Below are 16,312 nucleotides of genomic sequence, written 5' to 3' on the forward strand. Positions count from 1 at the left end.
CGTGACCGGAGGTGGCCGGGTGCCGGCCACCTCCGGTCACCCCCGCCTCATCCTGGCCCGGCGGTGACGGTGGCTCGGGTGGGGGCGCTGGCACGGCCGGGGGAGAGGGCGGGCGCTTGGCCGCGCGCTTGCGGGGGGGCATCAGACGGGTGGTGCGGCTGCGATGGCGGCGATGACGGTGTTCGTCTCGGTGCCCGAGCCGTCGCGTCGGCCGGTCTCCGCAGGCAGCTCGATGGCGACACCGCCGGCCGCCGCCGCCCGCGCCGGCGTGTTGCCGGCGAATGCGACGACGAGGGTGTCGTGGCCCTTGAGGAAGCGGTGGCACCTGACCCCACCGGTGGCCCGTCCCTTCGCCGGGTACTCGCCATACGGCGTCACCTTGAGCGAGCCGCCCTCCGTGCCGGGCAGCGCACCCGAGGAGCCAGCGGAGGTGACGACGACTGCCTCACGGCTTGGGTCGACGACGCCGAAGAACATGGCCCGGGCATCGCGTCCGAGCTTGATCCCTGCCATTCCAGCCGCGGATCGGCCTTGGGGCCGAACGGACTTCGCCGAGAAGCGGAGCAGCTGGGCGTCACTCGTGATGAAGACGAGGTCCAGGTCGTCCCGATCGGCAAGGGCCGCGCCGACGACTCGGTCACCGTCCTTGAGGCTGATGAGGTCCCAGTCGTTGCTCTTCGGGGCGTCCGGAGCCACCCGCTTGACGACACCGGCCGCGGTGCCCAGCGCCAGGGTCGGCGCGTCTGCCCCGATCGGGACGATGGTCAGGGGCTCTTCTGACTTCGCCAGGTCGACATAGGCGGCAAGGGGTGCGCCACCGCCCAGACTCGGCGCCCCGTTCGTCGGAGGCAGCGTCGGCAGCTCAAGGGCCGACAGCCGCACCAGGCGGCCGGCCGTGGTGACCAGGCCGAACTCACCTCGAGCGGTCGTGCGCACGGCGCCCACCAGGGCGTCGTGCTTGGACCTGGCACCTTCGGCGGTGACCGGCTCGGCACTGCCCGTGCGCGCGAGCAGCCCGGTGGACGAGAGCAGCACCCAGCACGGGTCGTCCGCGATCTCCAGCGGCGTCGTGCTGGCCTGCTTGGCCTGGCCCGAGCTCTCGAGGAGGACGGTGCGGCGCGGCGTCCCGTGCTTCTTCGCGACGTCGGCGAGCTCGGTGGAGACGAGCTTGAGCAGTAGCTTCTCGTTGTCCAGGAGCGCCCGCAGCTCCTCGATGGTGCGTTCGAGCTCCGTCTTCTCGTTCTCGAGCTCGATGCGGGAGAACTTGGTCAGCCGACGCAGCTGCAGGTCGAGGATGTAGGTGGCCTGGGGGTCCGACAGGTCGAAGACGTCCATCAGGCGGGTCTTCGCCGTGCCGGCGTCGTCTGAGCTGCGGATGACCTGGATGACCTCGTCGATGTCGACGATCGCGATGAGCAGGCCCTCGACGAGGTGGAGGCGCTCCTCCTTCTTGCCGAGGCGGAACTCCGTGCGACGGCGGACCACGTCGGTCCGGAAGTCCACGTAGACCTGGAGGAGCTCCTTGAGCCCCATCGTGCGGGGCTGGCCGTCGACGAGCGCGACGTTGTTGATGCCGAAGTTCTCCTCCATCGGCGTCAGCCGGTACAGCTGATCGAGCACGGCATCCGGGTTGAAGCCGTTCTTGACCTCGATGATCAGGCGCAGTCCGTTGGCCCGGTCCGACAGGTCCTTGAGGTCGCTGATGCCCTGCAGCTTCTTGCTCTGGACGAGATCACGGATCTTCTCGATGACCTTCTCGGGGCCGACGAGATAGGGCAGCTCCGTGACGACGATGCCCTTGCGGCGTGGGGTGATGTTCTCGATCCGGGCCGTGGCCCGGGTCCGGAAGCTCCCGCGGCCGGTCAGGTAGGCGTCCCTGATGCCCTCGAGCCCGACGATCCGCCCACCGCCGGGCAGGTCGGGTCCGGGGACGAACTTCATCAGCTCGTCCAGCGAGCACGACGGGTTGGCGATGACGTGGCGTGCCGCGCCGATGACCTCGACGAGGTTGTGCGGCGCCATGTTCGTCGCCATGCCGACCGCGATCCCGGCGGCTCCGTTGACGAGCAGGTTGGGGAACGCTGCCGGCATCACCTCTGGCTGGTACTGCGTGTCGTCGTAGTTCGGTACGAAGTCGACGGTGTTCTCGTCGAGTCCCGACACCATGAGCAGCGCGGACTCGGCCAGCCGGGCCTCGGTGTAGCGTGCCGCGGCAGGGCCGTCGTCGAGGGACCCGAAGTTGCCGTGTCCGTCGATGAGGGGAAGGCGCAGCGTGAATGGCTGCGCCATCCGGACCAACGCGTCGTAGATCGCCGTGTCACCGTGCGGGTGGTACTTGCCCATCACCTCGCCGACGATGCGCTGGCTCTTGACGTGGCCGCGGTCCGGACGCAGCCCGAGCTCGTTGGCGCCGTAGAGGATGCGCCGTTGGACCGGCTTGAGACCGTCGCGCGCGTCGGGCAGGGCCCGCGAGTAGATGACGCTGTACGAGTACTCGAGGAAGGCGTTCTGCATCTCCTCCTCGACGTCGATCCCGACGATCTTCTCCTCGAAGTCCTCAGGTGGAGGCGTGGTGGTGGTGCGTCGGGCCATGCCGGGTCGGGCTCCTTGCTGCGTTGGATGAACACCCCATCTTCGCGCAAGGCGTCCCCGAGCCGTCACGTGCCACGCCGGGGAGCTCGCGCAGGGGATCAGCCGATGCCGAATCGGCCCCAGTGGGCGACGTCCCCGACACCCCGCCGGGGTCGCCGCAGGCTGGGACTCTTCGGTCCGGGGAGCGCGTGCCCGATGGAGATGACACCGACGATGGCGCGGCCGGAGGGGATGCCGAAGGCCACCTTGACTGCGTCGTGGTGGGCCGGCGGCACCCCGAAGAAGAGCCCACCGAGCCCTTCGTCGACGGCAGTGAGCAGGATGAGCAACGCAGCCATACCCGTGTCGATGTCCCAGTAGGGGACCGGCCAACGACGTTCGTCGCGATCGGTCCAGCCCTTGTCGGGGTCGGCATATCGGTCGAGGTAGGCGTCCTTGTCGGACAAGCACAGGATGAGGACGGGTGCATTCCGTATGCCGCTGAGCCAGCTGTCGCTCGGGCCGTCCTCAGGCGTCGTAGCCCTCCAGAACGAGTCGCGATCGTCGTCCTCCGCGAGGACGACGAAGTCCCAGCCCTGGCTGAAGCCCGCGCTGGGCGCGCGGATCGCGTTGGCGAGGCAACGCTCGACGATCTCACGCGGCACGGGCCGATCAGGGTCGTAGCGGCGGACCATCTGGCGACGCCGCACCACGTCGGAGAACTCCATGTCCGACAGCCTCGCACTTCCGCCACGCGGTGGGTCCGCCGCCCGTCGTGGGCCACGGAGCGCGGGTCGTGACACGATGTGCGCATGGTGGGAAGCGAGCTCTCCCCGGCACGCAATGCGGCTGGCGCCGGAGGTCCGGAGGGCACTGTGGAGGGCGAGTCCTGGCCCAAGGCGCCCGTCGAGTGGGAGGCCGACGTCGTGCTCAGGGACGGCACCGTTGCGCACATCCGCCCGATCACACCCGCGGATGCGGACCGGTTGCGGCAGTTCCACAACCGCCAGTCCGACGAGTCCATCTACTTCCGGTTCTTCGCCCCGCTTCGTGAGTTGAGCGACCGTGACGTCCACCGGTTCACGCACGTCGACTACCGCGATCGCGTCGCCCTGGTCGCGATCCTGAATGGCGAAATCGTCGGGGTCGGCCGGTTCGACCGGATCAACGCATCGAGCGCCGAGGTGGCCTTCAACATCTCGGACCACATGCAGGGCAAGGGAATCGGCTCCGTCCTGCTCGAGCACCTCGCTGCCATTGCCCCCGAGGTCGGCATCACTCGCTTCACGGCGGAGGTCCTTCCGCACAACCGCAAGATGCTCATGGTGTTCAAGGACGCCGGCTATGAGGTGTCAAGCCACATCGAGGACGGTGTCGTCGGCCTGTCCTTCGACATCCTCCCCACTGAGCAGTCCAAGGCGGTTCAGCTCTCCCGCGAGCACCGCGCCGAGTCTCGGAGCATGCGGACGATCCTCTACCCGGAGCGGGTTGCCATCGTCGGCGCCAGCCGTCGTGAGGACTCGATCGGTGCACTCGTCCTGCGCAACCTCATCGAAGCGGGCTTCCAGGGTGAGCTCTACCCGATCCACCGGGAGGCAGCGGAGATCCAGGGGCTGCGGGCCTATCCCACGATCCTCGACGCGCCGGGACCGGTCGATCTCGCCGTCGTCGTCGTGCCGGCCGCCGACGCCATCGAGGTCGCTGAGGACTGTGGACGGGCGGGGGTCAAGTCGCTGCTCGTCCTCTCCTCCGGCTTCGCCGAGTCCGGGGAGGAGGGCACTCGCCTGCAGGATCGGCTGCGCACGACGGCACGGGGAGCCGGGATGAGGATCGTCGGACCCAACAGCTTCGGGCTCATCAACAACGACCCCGGTGTCCGGCTCAACGCCACCCTTGCGTCGATCATCCCGGGCTGCGGGCGACTGGGCCTGTTTGCCCAGAGCGGCGCCCTCGGTGTCGCAGTACTGGCCTCGGCGGCCCGGCGCGGTCTCGGCATCTCGGTCTTCGCGTCGGCGGGGAACCGGGTCGACGTCTCCGGCAACGACCTCATGCAGTACTGGATCGACGACCAGGACACGACGACCGTCGGCCTCTATCTCGAGTCGATGGGCAACCCGCGCAAGTTCTCCCGGATCGCGCGTCACCTCGCGTCGGTGAAGCCGGTCATCGTCGTCTCGTCCGGCGTCTCGCAATACGCCGCCCCACCCGGGCACCGCACGCGGACCCCGGCCGTGCCTCCGCAGGCCTTTGACGCCCTCCTTCGACAGGCGGGTGTCATCCGCGTCGAAAACGTGCACCAGCTCTTCGACGTCGCCCAGCTGACCCTCTACCAACCCATGCCGACCGGCGACCGGGTCGCCGTCGTCGGCAACTCCGACGCACTTGGTTCGCTGAGCGCGTCAGCGGCCGAGAGCTGGGGCCTGCAGGTGACGCACGGTCCGGTCTCCCTGCTGCCCCAGGCATCGGCGGAGGAGTTCGCGCACGCGCTCGACGCGGCCTTCTCCGATCCCGAGGTCGACAGCGTGGTGGCAGCATTCATCCCTCCCCTCGTGACCCCCGACGAGGAGGTCTCCCAAGCCGTTCGGCAGGTCGTGGCAAAGCATGACAAGCCCTGTGTCGCAACCTTCCTCGGCATGCGCGGCGTCGATGGCGGGATGCGTTACACGGCCGCGGACGGGCAGGAACGGTCCGTCCCGTCCTACTCGATGCCGGAGGACGGGATTCGCGCCCTCCGCTCCGTGACCAGGTACGCGCAGTGGCGGGCCAAGGATCGGGGCGTGCCGGTGGCCCCCGTCGGGATCGACCGTGCCCACGCCGCTGCGCTCCTCGACGCCTGGCTGGAGGCGAGCCCGGAGGGGCGTGCCCTCACCAGGGAGGAGACCCGGGAGCTGCTGGGCACCTACGGGATCAGGCCCTGGACCGCCATCGAGGTCTCGAACGTGGAGGAGGCGGTCGCCGCTGCCGAAGAGCTGACCTATCCCGTCATCCTCAAGTCCACCTCCCCAGTCGTGCGCCATCAACCGGGGCTGGCCGGCGTCCGGGCCGACCTCGGAGACGCCGACGCGGTCCGTGACGCCCACGCGTCGCTGACCGAGCGGCTCGGCCCACTCCGCGCCGACCGTTTCGTCGTGCAGCGGATGGCGGTGCCCGGGGTGTCGTGCGTGCTGAAGGCCACCGAGGACCCGCTCTTCGGACCGGTTGTCAGCTTCTCCGTCGCGGGACCGCCGACCGAGCTGCTCGGTGACATCGCGCACCGCATCCCGCCCCTGACGGACGTCGATGTCGCCGACCTGATCAACGGCGTCCGGGCCGCTCCGCTGCTGTCGGGCCATCGCGGCGCCGCGCCCGTGCACCGGGCCGCACTCGCCGATCTCATCGCGCGCCTGTCGGTCCTCACGGACGACCTGCCCGAGCTGGCCTCGATAGAGCTGAACCCCGTCAATGCGTGGACCGGGGGAGTGGACGTGCTGGGGGCCGAGGTCGTCATCAGCCATGCGCTGGTCCGCAAGGACACCGGGCGCCGAAGCCTCACGTGACCAAGTTCCTCGAGGTGGCCTCGCCCGGTCGGATGTGGGCAGTCGGGACGCGCATCTGCGAGCGGGTGCAAGGATGGTACCCATGCGACGCGTGACTCAGGACCCGGAGCGGGCCCTCCCGGAGGACCTCACCTCGGCGATCACTCGTGCCGGCTACTACCCGGCACTGGTCTGCGATGTGGTCGAGTCCGCGCTCGCGGGAGACGAGGTCGTGTCCCACCTGGTCCACCAGGAGACGACCTTCGACCACGAGACCGTGCGGCGGCATGTCACGGTGCTGGCCGTGACGAGTCGCCGCCTCGTCATCGCCCATGCCGACGACCACGCAGAGCCCGGAGCGCAGGCGACGGCCACGGCGACGACGGAGACGGTGCCCCTCGACGCCGTCCGAGGGGTCATGGTGACCCATGTCGTCACCGAGCCGGAGGGGTTCGTGCAGAGCAGTCCCTCGCGCGACCTCACGCTCACCCTGGGGTGGGGTGCCGTGAGCCGGCTGGACCTCCTGCCGGCCCAGTGCGGTGATCCCGACTGCACCGCGGACCATGGTTTCGAGGGGACCGTGGCCGCCGACGACATCTCCCTGCGGATCTCGGCAGCAGCCGACGGCGAGCCCGCGGTCGAGCGCGCGCTGTCCTTCGCCCGGCACCTGTCCCGCGCCATCGGCGGCTCGGTCCGGGCGTGAGGAGCCGATGACACCTCGCGTCGCGCCCCCGCCGCTGGACTGGTCAGAGGGGACGCTCGCGTCCGTCCTGCCGTCCGTAGCGGACCGGCTCGGGGTCAGGCGATATGCGGGAATGGACGTCTTCGACCTCCCGGACACGGCCCGCGCCGTGGTCGTGCTCGTCGACGGACTGGGCCACGACCTGCTCCTGCAACGCAGCGGCCACGCTCCGTTCCTCAGGGAGCGCCTCGCGACAGCGCATCGCGTCGCCTGCGGCTTTCCCACGACGACGGCCACGTCGATGGGCAGCTTCGGCACCGGGCTGCCACCGGGTGCGCACGGGCTCGTCGGGATGCAGGTGCTCGATCCGCAGTCGGACCGGCTCGTCAACGAGCTCTCGTGGGAGGACGGCCCCGACCCTCGATCCTGGCAGCCGTATGGCACCGTCTTCGAGGCCGCGGTCAACGCCGGGGTCGAGGTCACCATGGTCGGGCCGCACTACTTCGAGGGATCGGGCCTGACCACAGCGGCGCTCCGGGGCGCCCGCTTCACCGCGGCCCGCCTGCTCGACGAGCGGGTGACGGCGGCCGTGGCCGCGGTCCGGGCCACGCCCAAAGCCCTCGTCTACCTCTACTGGGGGGACGTCGACAAGGTCGGTCACGTCCACGGCTGCCAGTCCTGGCAGTGGGGTGACGAGGTCGAGTCGGTCGACAGAGCACTCGCGTCACTGGTCGACCGGGTGCCGGATGACACCCTCGTCGTCGTCACGGCCGACCACGGCATGATCGACATACCGCACGAGCACCGCCTTGACCTCATCGACGAGCCGGACCTGATGGCCGGGGTACGGCACCTGGGCGGGGAGCCGCGCTGTATCCAGCTCTACACGCTCGAGGGTGCCACCGAGGACGTGGCAGCGGTGTGGCGCGAGCGCGTCGGTGACCGCGCGCGGGTCCTCCCGCGTGAGCAGCTCATCGCCGAGGGCTGGTTCGGCACGGTGGAGAAGCGCGTGGCCGGGCGCATCGGGGATCTCGTCGTCGCCATGAACGACTCCTTTGCCGTCGTGCACAGTGGCCTCATGCGGCCGGAGCTGGTGCGCCTGCTCGGGCTGCACGGCTCGACGAGTGACGTGGAACTCGCCGTGCCGGTGATCGTGGTCCCGCCGCGTCGCGGCGTCTAGGCTGGGCGACCGTGGCTGAGCTCGTCTTCTTCTCCGGGACGATGGACTGTGGGAAGTCCACCTTGGCCCTCCAGATGGACCACAACCACGCTGCTCGTGGTCGCCTGGGACTGATCTTCACCAAGATGGACCGGGCCGGAAGCAACGTCCTGTCGTCTCGGCTCGGCCTGTCCACCGGGGCGCTCGAGGTCCATGACGACCTCGATCTGTGGGACAGCGTGGTGGAGCGGGCGACAGCCGGTCAGCGAGTCGACTACCTCGTCTGCGACGAGGCGCAGTTCTACTCGACAGCGCAGGTCGAGCAGCTGGCGCGCATCGTCGACGAGATGGAGGTGGACGTCTTCGCATTCGGGATCACGGCGGACTTCCGAACTGAGCTCTTCCCGGGCAGCAAGCGCCTCATCGAGCTCGCCGACCGCGTGCAGGTTCTCCAGGTCGAGGCGCTGTGCTGGTGCGGTCGCCGCGGCACGACGAACGCGCGCATCGTCGACGGCGTCATGGTCGTCGAGGGCGACCAGGTGGTCGTCGGGGACACGAATCCCGTCGAGAATCCCATCGAGCCAGGCGTCGTCGAGTACGAAGTCCTGTGCCGGCGTCACTACATGCGCCGGATGACGGCCCACGCCGCTCGAGCCGCGTCGCTGTCTCCCGAGGTACTGCCCTTCGACCTCGAGGTCTGCGCCCTGCCGCCTCGGCCGATCACGCAGTCCGACTGAGCGGGAGCCGCGGGATCAGTCGGTCTTGCGTCCGAACATGATGTCGTCCCAGCTCGGCACGCTCGGGCGACCCGACTTGCGCGTCGACGGGCGGCGCGATGGTGCGGACGGTGCAGCTGCCCGAGGCCTGGCGCGGGACGTCGTGACTTCATCCGCTGCCGGGTCGTCATGGTCCGGCTCGTTGACGGCCTCCCGCGTGGGGCGACGCCGGTCCTCGTCCGGTCCGGTCGGCTGCTGTCCGTCGTCGGACTGGGGGAGGGGCTGGGTCTCGGCCGCGCTCGACCCCACCGTCGACGCCCCGCGCCGGCGTCGCCGCACCGAGGCGCTGGCAGCACCTGCTCCAGCCGCATCGGCGGAAGAACGCTTCGCCCGCGGATCGTCCCTCGGGTGACCATGAGCGGAGGGTGGCGCCTCATCACGCGTGGGCGGTCGGGTCAGGTTCTCGAGGGGGAGTGCGACCTCTGGCGCGTCGTCGATGCCGGGTACGTCGGCGCCGCGGCTGCGCTGACGTCGCCCGCGTGCTGCGCTCCGCTCGCGGATGGCCTCCATGAGGTCGACTGGCTCGCCCGGCTCGGTGGGTCGGCCCTGCCGGCGACTGGCAATGCCGCCCTCCGCCTCCACGTCGTAGACCTGGGCGGGTCCGGTGAGAGCCGGGAGATGCGGGGCCGGTAACGGTCCGGGGGACTCGAGGTCCTCGTCCTCACTGAGCCACCGTGCCTCGTCGTCGCGCGCAACCACGGTGCGAGCCAGCGGGTCGAAGTCCCACGCCGCCTCGCGCTGTCGGCCCCCTGCATTGAAGAGCACGACGACCGTCCAGGCGCCCCGGTCCGTGCGGCGAGAGTCCCACTGGGTTGCCTCGGGGTCGAGCTGCCGGGAGCGGAGCCGCTCGGCGACCCGAGCTCCCAGGGTCGAGGGTGCTCCGTGCGCCCCACGGCTGCGCAACCGGACCTTTTGCGCGAGCCCCGCCACATGTTCGCGCTCGGCGAGGATCGGAACCTCGTAACGGTGCACCTTCTCCACGGCCCATCCGGCTCGCTCGGCAACCTCCTCTGCCGTCAGGCCGGCCCGGATCATCGCCTGGACGTCCTTGGGGCGCAGGCCGCCCTCGACCTCCAGCTGCAGCTGGCCGAGCCTCGGCCGGTCGCGTCGTGCTGCGGCGCGCAGCGACTCGTCCAGCGGGAGCTGGTAGCGGTTGCCCTCGTCGTCGGCGAGCAGGAGGTGCACACCGTCCTCATGGACGCCGATGAGCCTGAGGTCCTGCATGCGTGCGTTCTCCCGGTCGAACGTCAGCCGGAGTCGCCCGGCTGCCTGCGTGTCGAGCATGCCACCGCGCCGAGTGTGACGAAAGCGACCACGCCGCGCGGGGTACCTTTGCCTTGGCATGCAGACCCCGTCGTACTACTCGGCCCAGTTCGCGCTCGATGTCATCGGCGTGTTCGTCTTCGCGCTCTCGGGCGGACTGGTGGCGGTCAAGAAGGGTTTCGACATCGTCGGCGTGCTCGTTCTCGCTGGTGCGGCCGCACTGGGCGGCGGGATCCTGCGCGACCTGTTGATCGGATCGGTGCCGCCGGTGGGGATCACCGATTGGCGGCTTCTGTCGGCCGCCGCGCTGGGTGGCCTGGTCACCTTCATCTACCAGCCCGGCGTCGAGCGCGTCTCACGGTTCGTCCGCGTCCTGGACGCCGGCGGCCTCGCCGCCTTCGCGGTGTCCGGAAGCCTCAAAGCGGTGACCTTCGGCGTCGCGCCCATTGCGTGCGTGCTGGTCGGGGTCATCACGGCAATTGGCGGCGGGATGATCCGCGACCTCCTGGCGGGCCAGGTCCCCGAGGTGTTGCGCCGCGAGCTCTACGCCCTCCCCGCGGCCCTCGGTGCGGTCATCGTCGTGGTCGCCGGCGAGCTGGGCGCCCTGCACGACTGGGTGCTCTGGATGGCGGTTGCCCTCGTCTTCGGAGTCCGCATCATCTCGGTGCGGCTGGACCTCAACGCGCCGCGGCCACTTCGTGCCGGCCAACTGCGACGAAAGTGATCTGGCATGCAGCCCTATGACGCCATCCTCCTGCTCAGCTTTGGCGGCCCGGAGGCCGCCGAGGAGGTCATGCCGTTCCTGCGCCGCGTGACTGCGGGCAGGGGGATTCCGGACGAGCGGCTCGAAGCGGTCGGCGAGCACTACTTCCTGTTCGGCGGGAGGAGCCCGATCAACGACCAGAACCGCGCCCTCATCACCGCGATCAGGGATGAGCTGCGGGCACGCGGGGATGTCACCCCGGTGATCTGGGGCAATCGCAACAGCGAGCCCTTCCTCGAGGACGCCCTGCGGGAAGCGCACGCGGCCGGATACCGACGCGTGGTCACGGTGACCACGAGCGCCTACTCGTCCTACTCCTCCTGCCGCCAGTATCGGGAGAACCTCGCGGAGGCTCTCGACACGCTCCGGGAGGACGGGCTGGATCTCGTGATCGACAAGATCGCGCCCTACGCCCCGAGGCCCGGCTTCCGCAGAGCCAACCTCGAGAAGGTCGTCGCTGCCCTGCGGACCCTCGATGGCGTCCCCGACGAGCAGATCGCCCTCCTGTACGTCACCCACTCGATCCCCGAGGCGATGGACGCGACCTCCGGGCCGGGGGACGGCGACGGGCACCTCTACCAGCGCCAGCACCTCGCCCTCGCATCGGCCCTCACGGAGGAGGCCAACACTGTGCTCGGCCGCAACCTCCTCGGCGAGCTCGTCTTCTGCTCGCGCTCGGGGCCTCCGACGCAGCCCTGGCTCGAACCCGATGTCAACGATCGCCTCGAGGAGCTGGCAGCAGAGGGACGCACTGCCGTGGTCGCGGCCCCGATCGGGTTCGTCTCGGACCACATGGAGGTCGTCTACGACCTCGACACCGAGGCCGCAGCCACTGCCGCACGGGTCGGGCTCCGCTTCGTCCGGGCGGCGACCGTGGGCAGTGATCCGGTCTTCGTCGCCGACCTGGTCGACGCCGTCGCCGAGCGCGCGGCGGAGGCACGGGGCGAGCCGGTGCAGGACTTCGAGGGTCGGATGCCATCCGTGTGCATGGCCGGGTGCTGCCCCAATCTCCGGGCGGCCCGTCCGGCGCACTGCGGGAGGGACTGAGGCGAGTGACCAGAGATCCGAGCACCGAGGCGCACGGCCTGTCCGAGCTCATGGTCGAGGCGCTCGAGCGGCTCTGCATCGACCTCGCCCTCGCGGCAGGTCGGCTCATCCGGGACGACCGTCCTCGGAGCGTGGGCGTCGCCGCGACGAAGTCGAGCGACACGGACGTCGTCACGGTCATGGACCAACGCTCCGAGGAGCTGCTCCACCGCCTCATCAGGTACGCCCGGCCGGACGACGGCGTCCTCGGGGAGGAGGGTGTGGACGTGGTCGGGACCTCCGGCCTGACCTGGATCGTCGATCCCATCGACGGGACGGTGAACTACCTCTACGACATCCCCGCTTACGCCGTCTCCGTCGCCGTCGTCACGGGTGATGCCCGCACCGACGGCGCCTGGCGACCGGTTGCAGGTGCGGTCGGCGATCCCTCCCGCCGGGTGGTGCACCACGCCCGTCGAGGTGGCGGCGCGTGGTCCAGACCTGAGCCCAGCGACGACACGGACCGCGAGACAAGGCCCGGGACGAGTCCCAAGATGGAGGTCCCACGACGGCTGACGGTGTCCTCGGAGGACCGGCTCGGGAGGACCTTGCTCGCCACCGGCTTCGGCTACGACCCAGAGGTTCGCGCCCGCCAGGCAGACGTGCTGCGACGCGTGCTGCCCCAGGTGAGGGATATCCGGCGCATCGGCAGTGCCGCACTCGACCTCGTCCGGGTGGCCGAGGGAACAGTCGACGCCTATGCCGAGTCGGGTATCAACGCCTGGGACCTGGCCGCGGGCTGGCTCATCGTCGAGGAGGCGGGAGGTGTCGTGGTGGGCGTGGGGAGTCACCCGGGCAAGGCCCTGACCCTGGCCGCCGGACCGGCGCTCATCGAGCCGCTGCGGGAAATCTTCCAGCCCGCCGGGCACCAAACGCATTGAGGCGGCGTATGCCGCTGAGCCCGGTCGGCGGCATACCGGCACGTCACCGCGTGGCTGGGTTGGCCGCTCAGGCGGCCCGGAACTGCTCCAGCTCCGGGACCCGAACGCCATTCTCCGCAGCGAGGCGGGCGAAGGACTCGAGCTCGCCCGTGTGGATCTGGACGCGGTAGTCGTCGCCGACGGCGCGCGCTCGGGCGAGATCATCGAGGGCGTCGAGCACGCGGACGCGGATCTGCTCGCCGAATTCGGTCATGGCACCTCCTGGCCGGGTTGAAGGTCGGTCGGGCTCGCAGACCCTATCAGTGGGTCCACGGGAAAGTCGGGACCCAGCCTGCACCGGGCTGGGTCTGGGTTTGGCAAAGAAATGGTTCAGGATCGGTCCGGAAATGGCAGGTCTGTCCGTTTCGCGGGTACCTCGGATGAGACTCGCCGCGACCCAAGATGACAGCCGCTGGCAGATCGGGCACAATCCGCGCACGCAGCATGTTCGACGATGTCAGCACCGTCACCGGACATGCGGGAACAAGGAGGCGCGTGGGGACGTTCTCGCGTCACGACATGGGGTGGTTCTCCGCCAGGCGGAGCACGAGCAAGCAGTGAGAGGGCACAGATGGCAACCGACTACGACGCGCCACGCAAGACAGACGACGACCTGAGTGAGGACTCGATCGAGGAGCTCAAGTCGCGTCGTGTCGACAAGAGCTCGTCCAGTGTGGACGTCGACGAGACCGAACAGGCCGAGGGCTTCGAGCTGCCCGGTGCGGATCTCTCCGGTGAGGAGCTGTCCGTGCGGGTGCTGCCGAAGCAGGCTGACGAGTTCACCTGCTCCCGGTGCTTCCTCGTGCACCACCGGAGCCAGCTCGCCAAGGAGACGAACGGGATGATGATCTGCACGGAGTGTGCGGCCTGAGCGCCGCCTCCCACGGGCAGGTCGAGTCCGCGCTCGAGCAGATAGGGTCGGTCCACGTGACCGACCCTTGTGCTGCCAGCCTCGACGCAGCCGACGCAGCCGACGCAAGTCTGGACTCGCTCCTCGTCGTCGCCGTGCACCGGCTCGATCCCGAGCTTCCGCTGCCGATCTACGCCCATCCCGGTGACGCCGGAGCCGACCTCGTGTCGCGGGTCGAGCTCGTCATCCGCCCCGGAGAGCGCGTCCTCGTGCCCACGGGCGTCGCCATCGCGCTCCCCCCGGGCCACGCTGGATTCGTCCATCCCCGATCCGGGCTGGCAGCCCGCCATGGCATCTCGATCGTCAACGCGCCCGGCACCATCGACGAGGGCTATCGCGGCGAGATCCTCGTCAACCTGGTGAACCTGGACCGGAGCGAGGACTTCGTCATCCACCGCGGAGACCGCATCGCCCAGCTCGTCGTGCAGCCGGTGGCTCGAGCACGCTTCGTTGCCGTCGATTCGCTCGACGCGACCGTCCGGGGGGACACTGGACACGGGTCGACCGGCGGCTTCGGGGCAGCGCGACCGCCGAGCGCCTGACTGGACCTGACAGGATGCACCGGGCCCCACCAGTGGCCCCGCCACTCGCCGGGTTCGCCAGGCCGGCCGATGGTCGCCCGGGGTGCGCCGCTCGGCCCCTCGACAGTTGTAGACAGAAGGACGGATTCACGTGGGACTCTTCAGCCGCCGCAAGTCGGCCCATGACGAGCAGGTAGCCCCTGAGGCGGACTTCGATGACCTGGATGACGACCTCCGGCTCGACTCAGGTGAGGGCCTGGGAGGCCCGGAGGAGGTGGGGGCGGGCATTGCCACGGTCGACGGGATGACCGGTCCGTTTGACCGGTCCGCCGTGCGGGACGACAGCGAGTACCTCAACCTCGGGGCGCTCTGGCTCAAGGGCAAGCCGGGTATGGAACTGCGCCTCGAGGTGAACGAGCAGGAGCAGCAGATCACCGGAGTCACGGCGGTGCTCGGCGAGTCCGCCGTGCAGCTGCAGGCCTTCGCGGCGCCGAGGAGCGAGGGTGTCTGGATCGACATCCGCAACGAGATCGGCAAGAGCATCACCGATTCAGGTGGCACGTCCGAGGTCCGCACCGGTGAGTTCGGTGAGGAGCTGCTGACGCGGATGCCCCAGAAGGGGCCCGATGGTCGCACCGTCTTGATGCCGGCCCGGTTCATCGGCTTCGACGGGCCGCGATGGTTCCTCCGGGCCGTGGTGAGCGGCCGCGCCGCCATCGACGACGCGGCCGCTGTGGACGTGCACGACGTGATCCGGACGACCGTCATCGACCGGGGCGACGAGGCCCGGCCTCCCCGTGAGCTGCTCGCCCTGCGGCTCCCCGACAGCACGGGACAGCCCACGCAGCCACCCGAGCAGCACGATGAGCACGACCACGCCCAGCCCGACCAGGACGGGACTGGTGACCGGCGGCGGCTCGACGACCTCAAGCCATTCGAGCGCGGGCCCGAGATCACCGAGGTCCGGTGATCCCGATGACCGCGGGCTCGCTGTCCCGCAGCGCAGATCCTCATGACGTCTGACACCGGAAATCGCCTGCGCCGCTTCGCGGAGCGGCTCCGTCGAGACCACCCTGACGTCGACGGCCCCATCGAGCCAAGGCCGCACGCCGCCGAGGCGGAGGTCGTCCCGATCCGGGAGGCTCGACCGAGGGCGCGAGTGACCGTCGTCGGCGAGGTGCGGACCATGGCCCTGCGCCCCCGGGTAGACGTGCCGGCTCTCGATGTCGAGCTGTGGGACGGCAGTGGTGCCCTGCACCTCGTGTGGTTGGGCCGGCGTAGCATTCCGGGGATCTCGCCCGGCATCCACCTCCGAGCGACCGGACGGGTTACCCTCCAGCGTCGCACCGTCACCATCTTCAACCCGGCCTACGAGGTCATCGGGAGAGCAGGGGAGTCCCTTGGCTGAGCACGTTGACGGCACCCCCGTCGCCAGCGGCGTGGCGCGGTCCGAGACGGACCTGCGCCGGTACCCAACCGTCGAGGAACTGCTCCGCGTCAAGCTCTCGGAAGCGATCGGCGGGTGGCGAGGGGCCGTCGAGTCAGCGGTCCCGACCCTCGCCTTCGCCCTGACCTGGGCCTTCACGAAGGACCTCAAGGTGTCGCTGCTCGCGGCGGGCGTCATGGTCCTGATCCCGCTCGCGCTCCGGATCCTGCAGCGACAGGACCCACGGTTCATCGCCTACGCTGCGGTCGGCGTCGGGATCTCTGCCTTCTTCGCCCTCAGGTCCGGCCAGGCGGAGGACGCGTTCCTGCCCGGCATGCTGCAGAACGCCGGCCTCCTCGTCCTCCTCCTCGTCACCAACCTGGCCCGATGGCCGCTCTTCGGCTTCGTCGTCGCGGTGGCCGAGCCGGAGGCGTTCGCGGAGGACCCGACGTGGTGGCACAAGCATCCGGGAATCATCACGGTGGCGATGCGTCTCGCGTGGGTCCTCATCGCGCTCAATGTCGTCCGGCTGGCCGTCATGGTGCCGCTCTATCTCGCCGAGCAGGTGGCGGCTCTCGGCGTGGCCAAGGTCGTGCTCGGATGGCCCGCCTACATCGTCGCCATCACGGTCATGGGCGCAATTCTCCTGCGTGGGAACACCCCGATCGACCCCCGGCGGCCCGGCGCCGTGACGGTCGAGTCCGCGGGCGACGACTGAGG

General features: G+C 69.9%; 16 protein-coding genes. 12 read left to right on the forward strand and 4 right to left on the reverse strand.

Going from position 1 to position 16,312, the window contains the following annotated elements:
- Positions 1-141 precede the first annotated feature (141 nt).
- Entirely contained in the window at positions 142-2,592 is a 2,451-nt protein-coding gene (locus VIR15_RS08345; protein ID WP_331927014.1) for a DNA gyrase/topoisomerase IV subunit A, read from the reverse strand.
- A gap of 98 nt (positions 2,593-2,690) precedes the next feature.
- Positions 2,691-3,299: a nitroreductase family protein gene (locus VIR15_RS08350; protein WP_331927015.1), complete on the reverse strand. Its 609-nt coding sequence runs from the start codon at positions 3,297-3,299 to the stop codon at positions 2,691-2,693.
- An 84-nt stretch (positions 3,300-3,383) separates the two neighbouring features.
- Between VIR15_RS08350 and VIR15_RS08355 the strand changes: the two genes are divergently transcribed.
- The 4 genes from VIR15_RS08355 to VIR15_RS08370 all read left to right on the forward strand — a co-directional run bounded on the left by VIR15_RS08355 (position 3,384) and on the right by VIR15_RS08370 (position 8,664).
- Positions 3,384-6,107, forward strand: coding sequence for a bifunctional acetate--CoA ligase family protein/GNAT family N-acetyltransferase (locus VIR15_RS08355; RefSeq protein ID WP_331927016.1), 2,724 nt, complete (start codon positions 3,384-3,386; stop codon positions 6,105-6,107).
- Between the two features lie 82 nt (positions 6,108-6,189).
- The gene (locus VIR15_RS08360) at positions 6,190-6,789 is read left to right on the forward strand and encodes a DUF5998 family protein (protein ID WP_331927017.1); all 600 of its coding nucleotides are present in this window, start codon (positions 6,190-6,192) and stop codon (positions 6,787-6,789) included.
- 7 nt (positions 6,790-6,796) lie between these two features.
- Positions 6,797-7,948, forward strand: coding sequence for an alkaline phosphatase family protein (locus tag VIR15_RS08365; RefSeq protein ID WP_331927018.1), 1,152 nt, complete (start codon positions 6,797-6,799; stop codon positions 7,946-7,948).
- An 11-nt stretch (positions 7,949-7,959) separates the two neighbouring features.
- Positions 7,960-8,664 carry a thymidine kinase gene (locus tag VIR15_RS08370; RefSeq protein ID WP_331927019.1) on the forward strand — a complete coding sequence of 235 codons (705 nt, stop codon included), beginning with the start codon at positions 7,960-7,962 and terminating at the stop codon, positions 8,662-8,664.
- Between the two features lie 15 nt (positions 8,665-8,679).
- Here VIR15_RS08370 and sepH read toward each other — a convergent pair whose 3' ends face one another.
- A complete protein-coding gene (sepH, locus tag VIR15_RS08375) occupies positions 8,680-9,987 on the reverse strand; it encodes a septation protein SepH (RefSeq protein WP_331927020.1) in 1,308 nt (435 codons plus the stop codon).
- 58 nt (positions 9,988-10,045) lie between these two features.
- On the opposite strand from sepH, the gene VIR15_RS08380 reads away from it, so the two are divergent.
- The 3 genes from VIR15_RS08380 to VIR15_RS08390 are packed head-to-tail and all read left to right on the forward strand — an operon-like array spanning position 10,046 to position 12,696.
- Positions 10,046-10,690, forward strand: coding sequence for a trimeric intracellular cation channel family protein (locus tag VIR15_RS08380; RefSeq protein ID WP_331927021.1), 645 nt, complete (start codon positions 10,046-10,048; stop codon positions 10,688-10,690).
- A 6-nt stretch (positions 10,691-10,696) separates the two neighbouring features.
- Complete coding sequence (locus VIR15_RS08385; protein WP_331927022.1) at positions 10,697-11,776, forward strand: ferrochelatase; 1,080 nt, start codon at positions 10,697-10,699, stop codon at positions 11,774-11,776.
- Between the two features lie 5 nt (positions 11,777-11,781).
- On the forward strand, positions 11,782-12,696 hold the full coding sequence (locus VIR15_RS08390) for an inositol monophosphatase family protein (RefSeq protein WP_331927023.1): 915 nt from the start codon (positions 11,782-11,784) through the stop codon (positions 12,694-12,696).
- 67 nt (positions 12,697-12,763) lie between these two features.
- Here the strand turns inward: VIR15_RS08390 and VIR15_RS08395 are convergent, their stop codons facing one another.
- On the reverse strand, positions 12,764-12,949 hold the full coding sequence (locus VIR15_RS08395) for a hypothetical protein (protein WP_331927024.1): 186 nt from the start codon (positions 12,947-12,949) through the stop codon (positions 12,764-12,766).
- A 357-nt stretch (positions 12,950-13,306) separates the two neighbouring features.
- Here VIR15_RS08395 and VIR15_RS08400 point away from each other — a divergent pair, with 357 nt between their 5' ends.
- From VIR15_RS08400 to VIR15_RS08420, 5 genes are all read left to right on the forward strand, one after another.
- Positions 13,307-13,606 carry a DUF4193 domain-containing protein gene (locus VIR15_RS08400; RefSeq protein ID WP_013492762.1) on the forward strand — a complete coding sequence of 100 codons (300 nt, stop codon included), beginning with the start codon at positions 13,307-13,309 and terminating at the stop codon, positions 13,604-13,606.
- A 56-nt stretch (positions 13,607-13,662) separates the two neighbouring features.
- Positions 13,663-14,187, forward strand: coding sequence for a dUTP diphosphatase (dut, locus tag VIR15_RS08405; protein ID WP_414654946.1), 525 nt, complete (start codon positions 13,663-13,665; stop codon positions 14,185-14,187).
- A 130-nt stretch (positions 14,188-14,317) separates the two neighbouring features.
- Positions 14,318-15,136 carry a DUF3710 domain-containing protein gene (locus VIR15_RS08410; RefSeq protein ID WP_331927025.1) on the forward strand — a complete coding sequence of 273 codons (819 nt, stop codon included), beginning with the start codon at positions 14,318-14,320 and terminating at the stop codon, positions 15,134-15,136.
- Between the two features lie 42 nt (positions 15,137-15,178).
- Complete coding sequence (locus tag VIR15_RS08415) at positions 15,179-15,574, forward strand: OB-fold nucleic acid binding domain-containing protein (protein ID WP_331927026.1); 396 nt, start codon at positions 15,179-15,181, stop codon at positions 15,572-15,574.
- Positions 15,567-16,310, forward strand: a complete 744-nt coding sequence (locus VIR15_RS08420) for a DUF3159 domain-containing protein (RefSeq protein WP_331927027.1) — start codon at positions 15,567-15,569, stop codon at positions 16,308-16,310. The genes VIR15_RS08415 and VIR15_RS08420 overlap by 8 nt, the downstream gene beginning before the upstream one ends.
- The last annotated feature ends 2 nt before the right edge of the window (positions 16,311-16,312 follow it).

The organism is Intrasporangium sp. (assembly GCF_036566125.1).
GTDB lineage: Bacteria > Actinomycetota > Actinomycetes > Actinomycetales > Dermatophilaceae > Intrasporangium.

What these genes read in the sequence shown, in the direction of transcription:
- VIR15_RS08415 (WP_331927026.1), top strand. Translation starts at nt 15,179, where the DNA reads ATGACGTCTGACACCGGAAATCGCCTGCGCCGCTTCGCGGAGCGGCTC.
- sepH (WP_331927020.1), bottom strand. Translation starts at nt 9,987, where the DNA reads ATGCTCGACACGCAGGCAGCCGGGCGACTCCGGCTGACGTTCGACCGG.
- VIR15_RS08355 (WP_331927016.1), top strand. Translation starts at nt 3,384, where the DNA reads ATGGTGGGAAGCGAGCTCTCCCCGGCACGCAATGCGGCTGGCGCCGGA.
- VIR15_RS08345 (WP_331927014.1), bottom strand. Translation starts at nt 2,592, where the DNA reads ATGGCCCGACGCACCACCACCACGCCTCCACCTGAGGACTTCGAGGAG.
- VIR15_RS08400 (WP_013492762.1), top strand. Translation starts at nt 13,307, where the DNA reads ATGGCAACCGACTACGACGCGCCACGCAAGACAGACGACGACCTGAGT.
- VIR15_RS08380 (WP_331927021.1), top strand. Translation starts at nt 10,046, where the DNA reads ATGCAGACCCCGTCGTACTACTCGGCCCAGTTCGCGCTCGATGTCATC.
- VIR15_RS08385 (WP_331927022.1), top strand. Translation starts at nt 10,697, where the DNA reads ATGCAGCCCTATGACGCCATCCTCCTGCTCAGCTTTGGCGGCCCGGAG.
- VIR15_RS08395 (WP_331927024.1), bottom strand. Translation starts at nt 12,949, where the DNA reads ATGACCGAATTCGGCGAGCAGATCCGCGTCCGCGTGCTCGACGCCCTC.
- VIR15_RS08350 (WP_331927015.1), bottom strand. Translation starts at nt 3,299, where the DNA reads ATGGAGTTCTCCGACGTGGTGCGGCGTCGCCAGATGGTCCGCCGCTAC.
- VIR15_RS08365 (WP_331927018.1), top strand. Translation starts at nt 6,797, where the DNA reads ATGACACCTCGCGTCGCGCCCCCGCCGCTGGACTGGTCAGAGGGGACG.
- VIR15_RS08360 (WP_331927017.1), top strand. Translation starts at nt 6,190, where the DNA reads ATGCGACGCGTGACTCAGGACCCGGAGCGGGCCCTCCCGGAGGACCTC.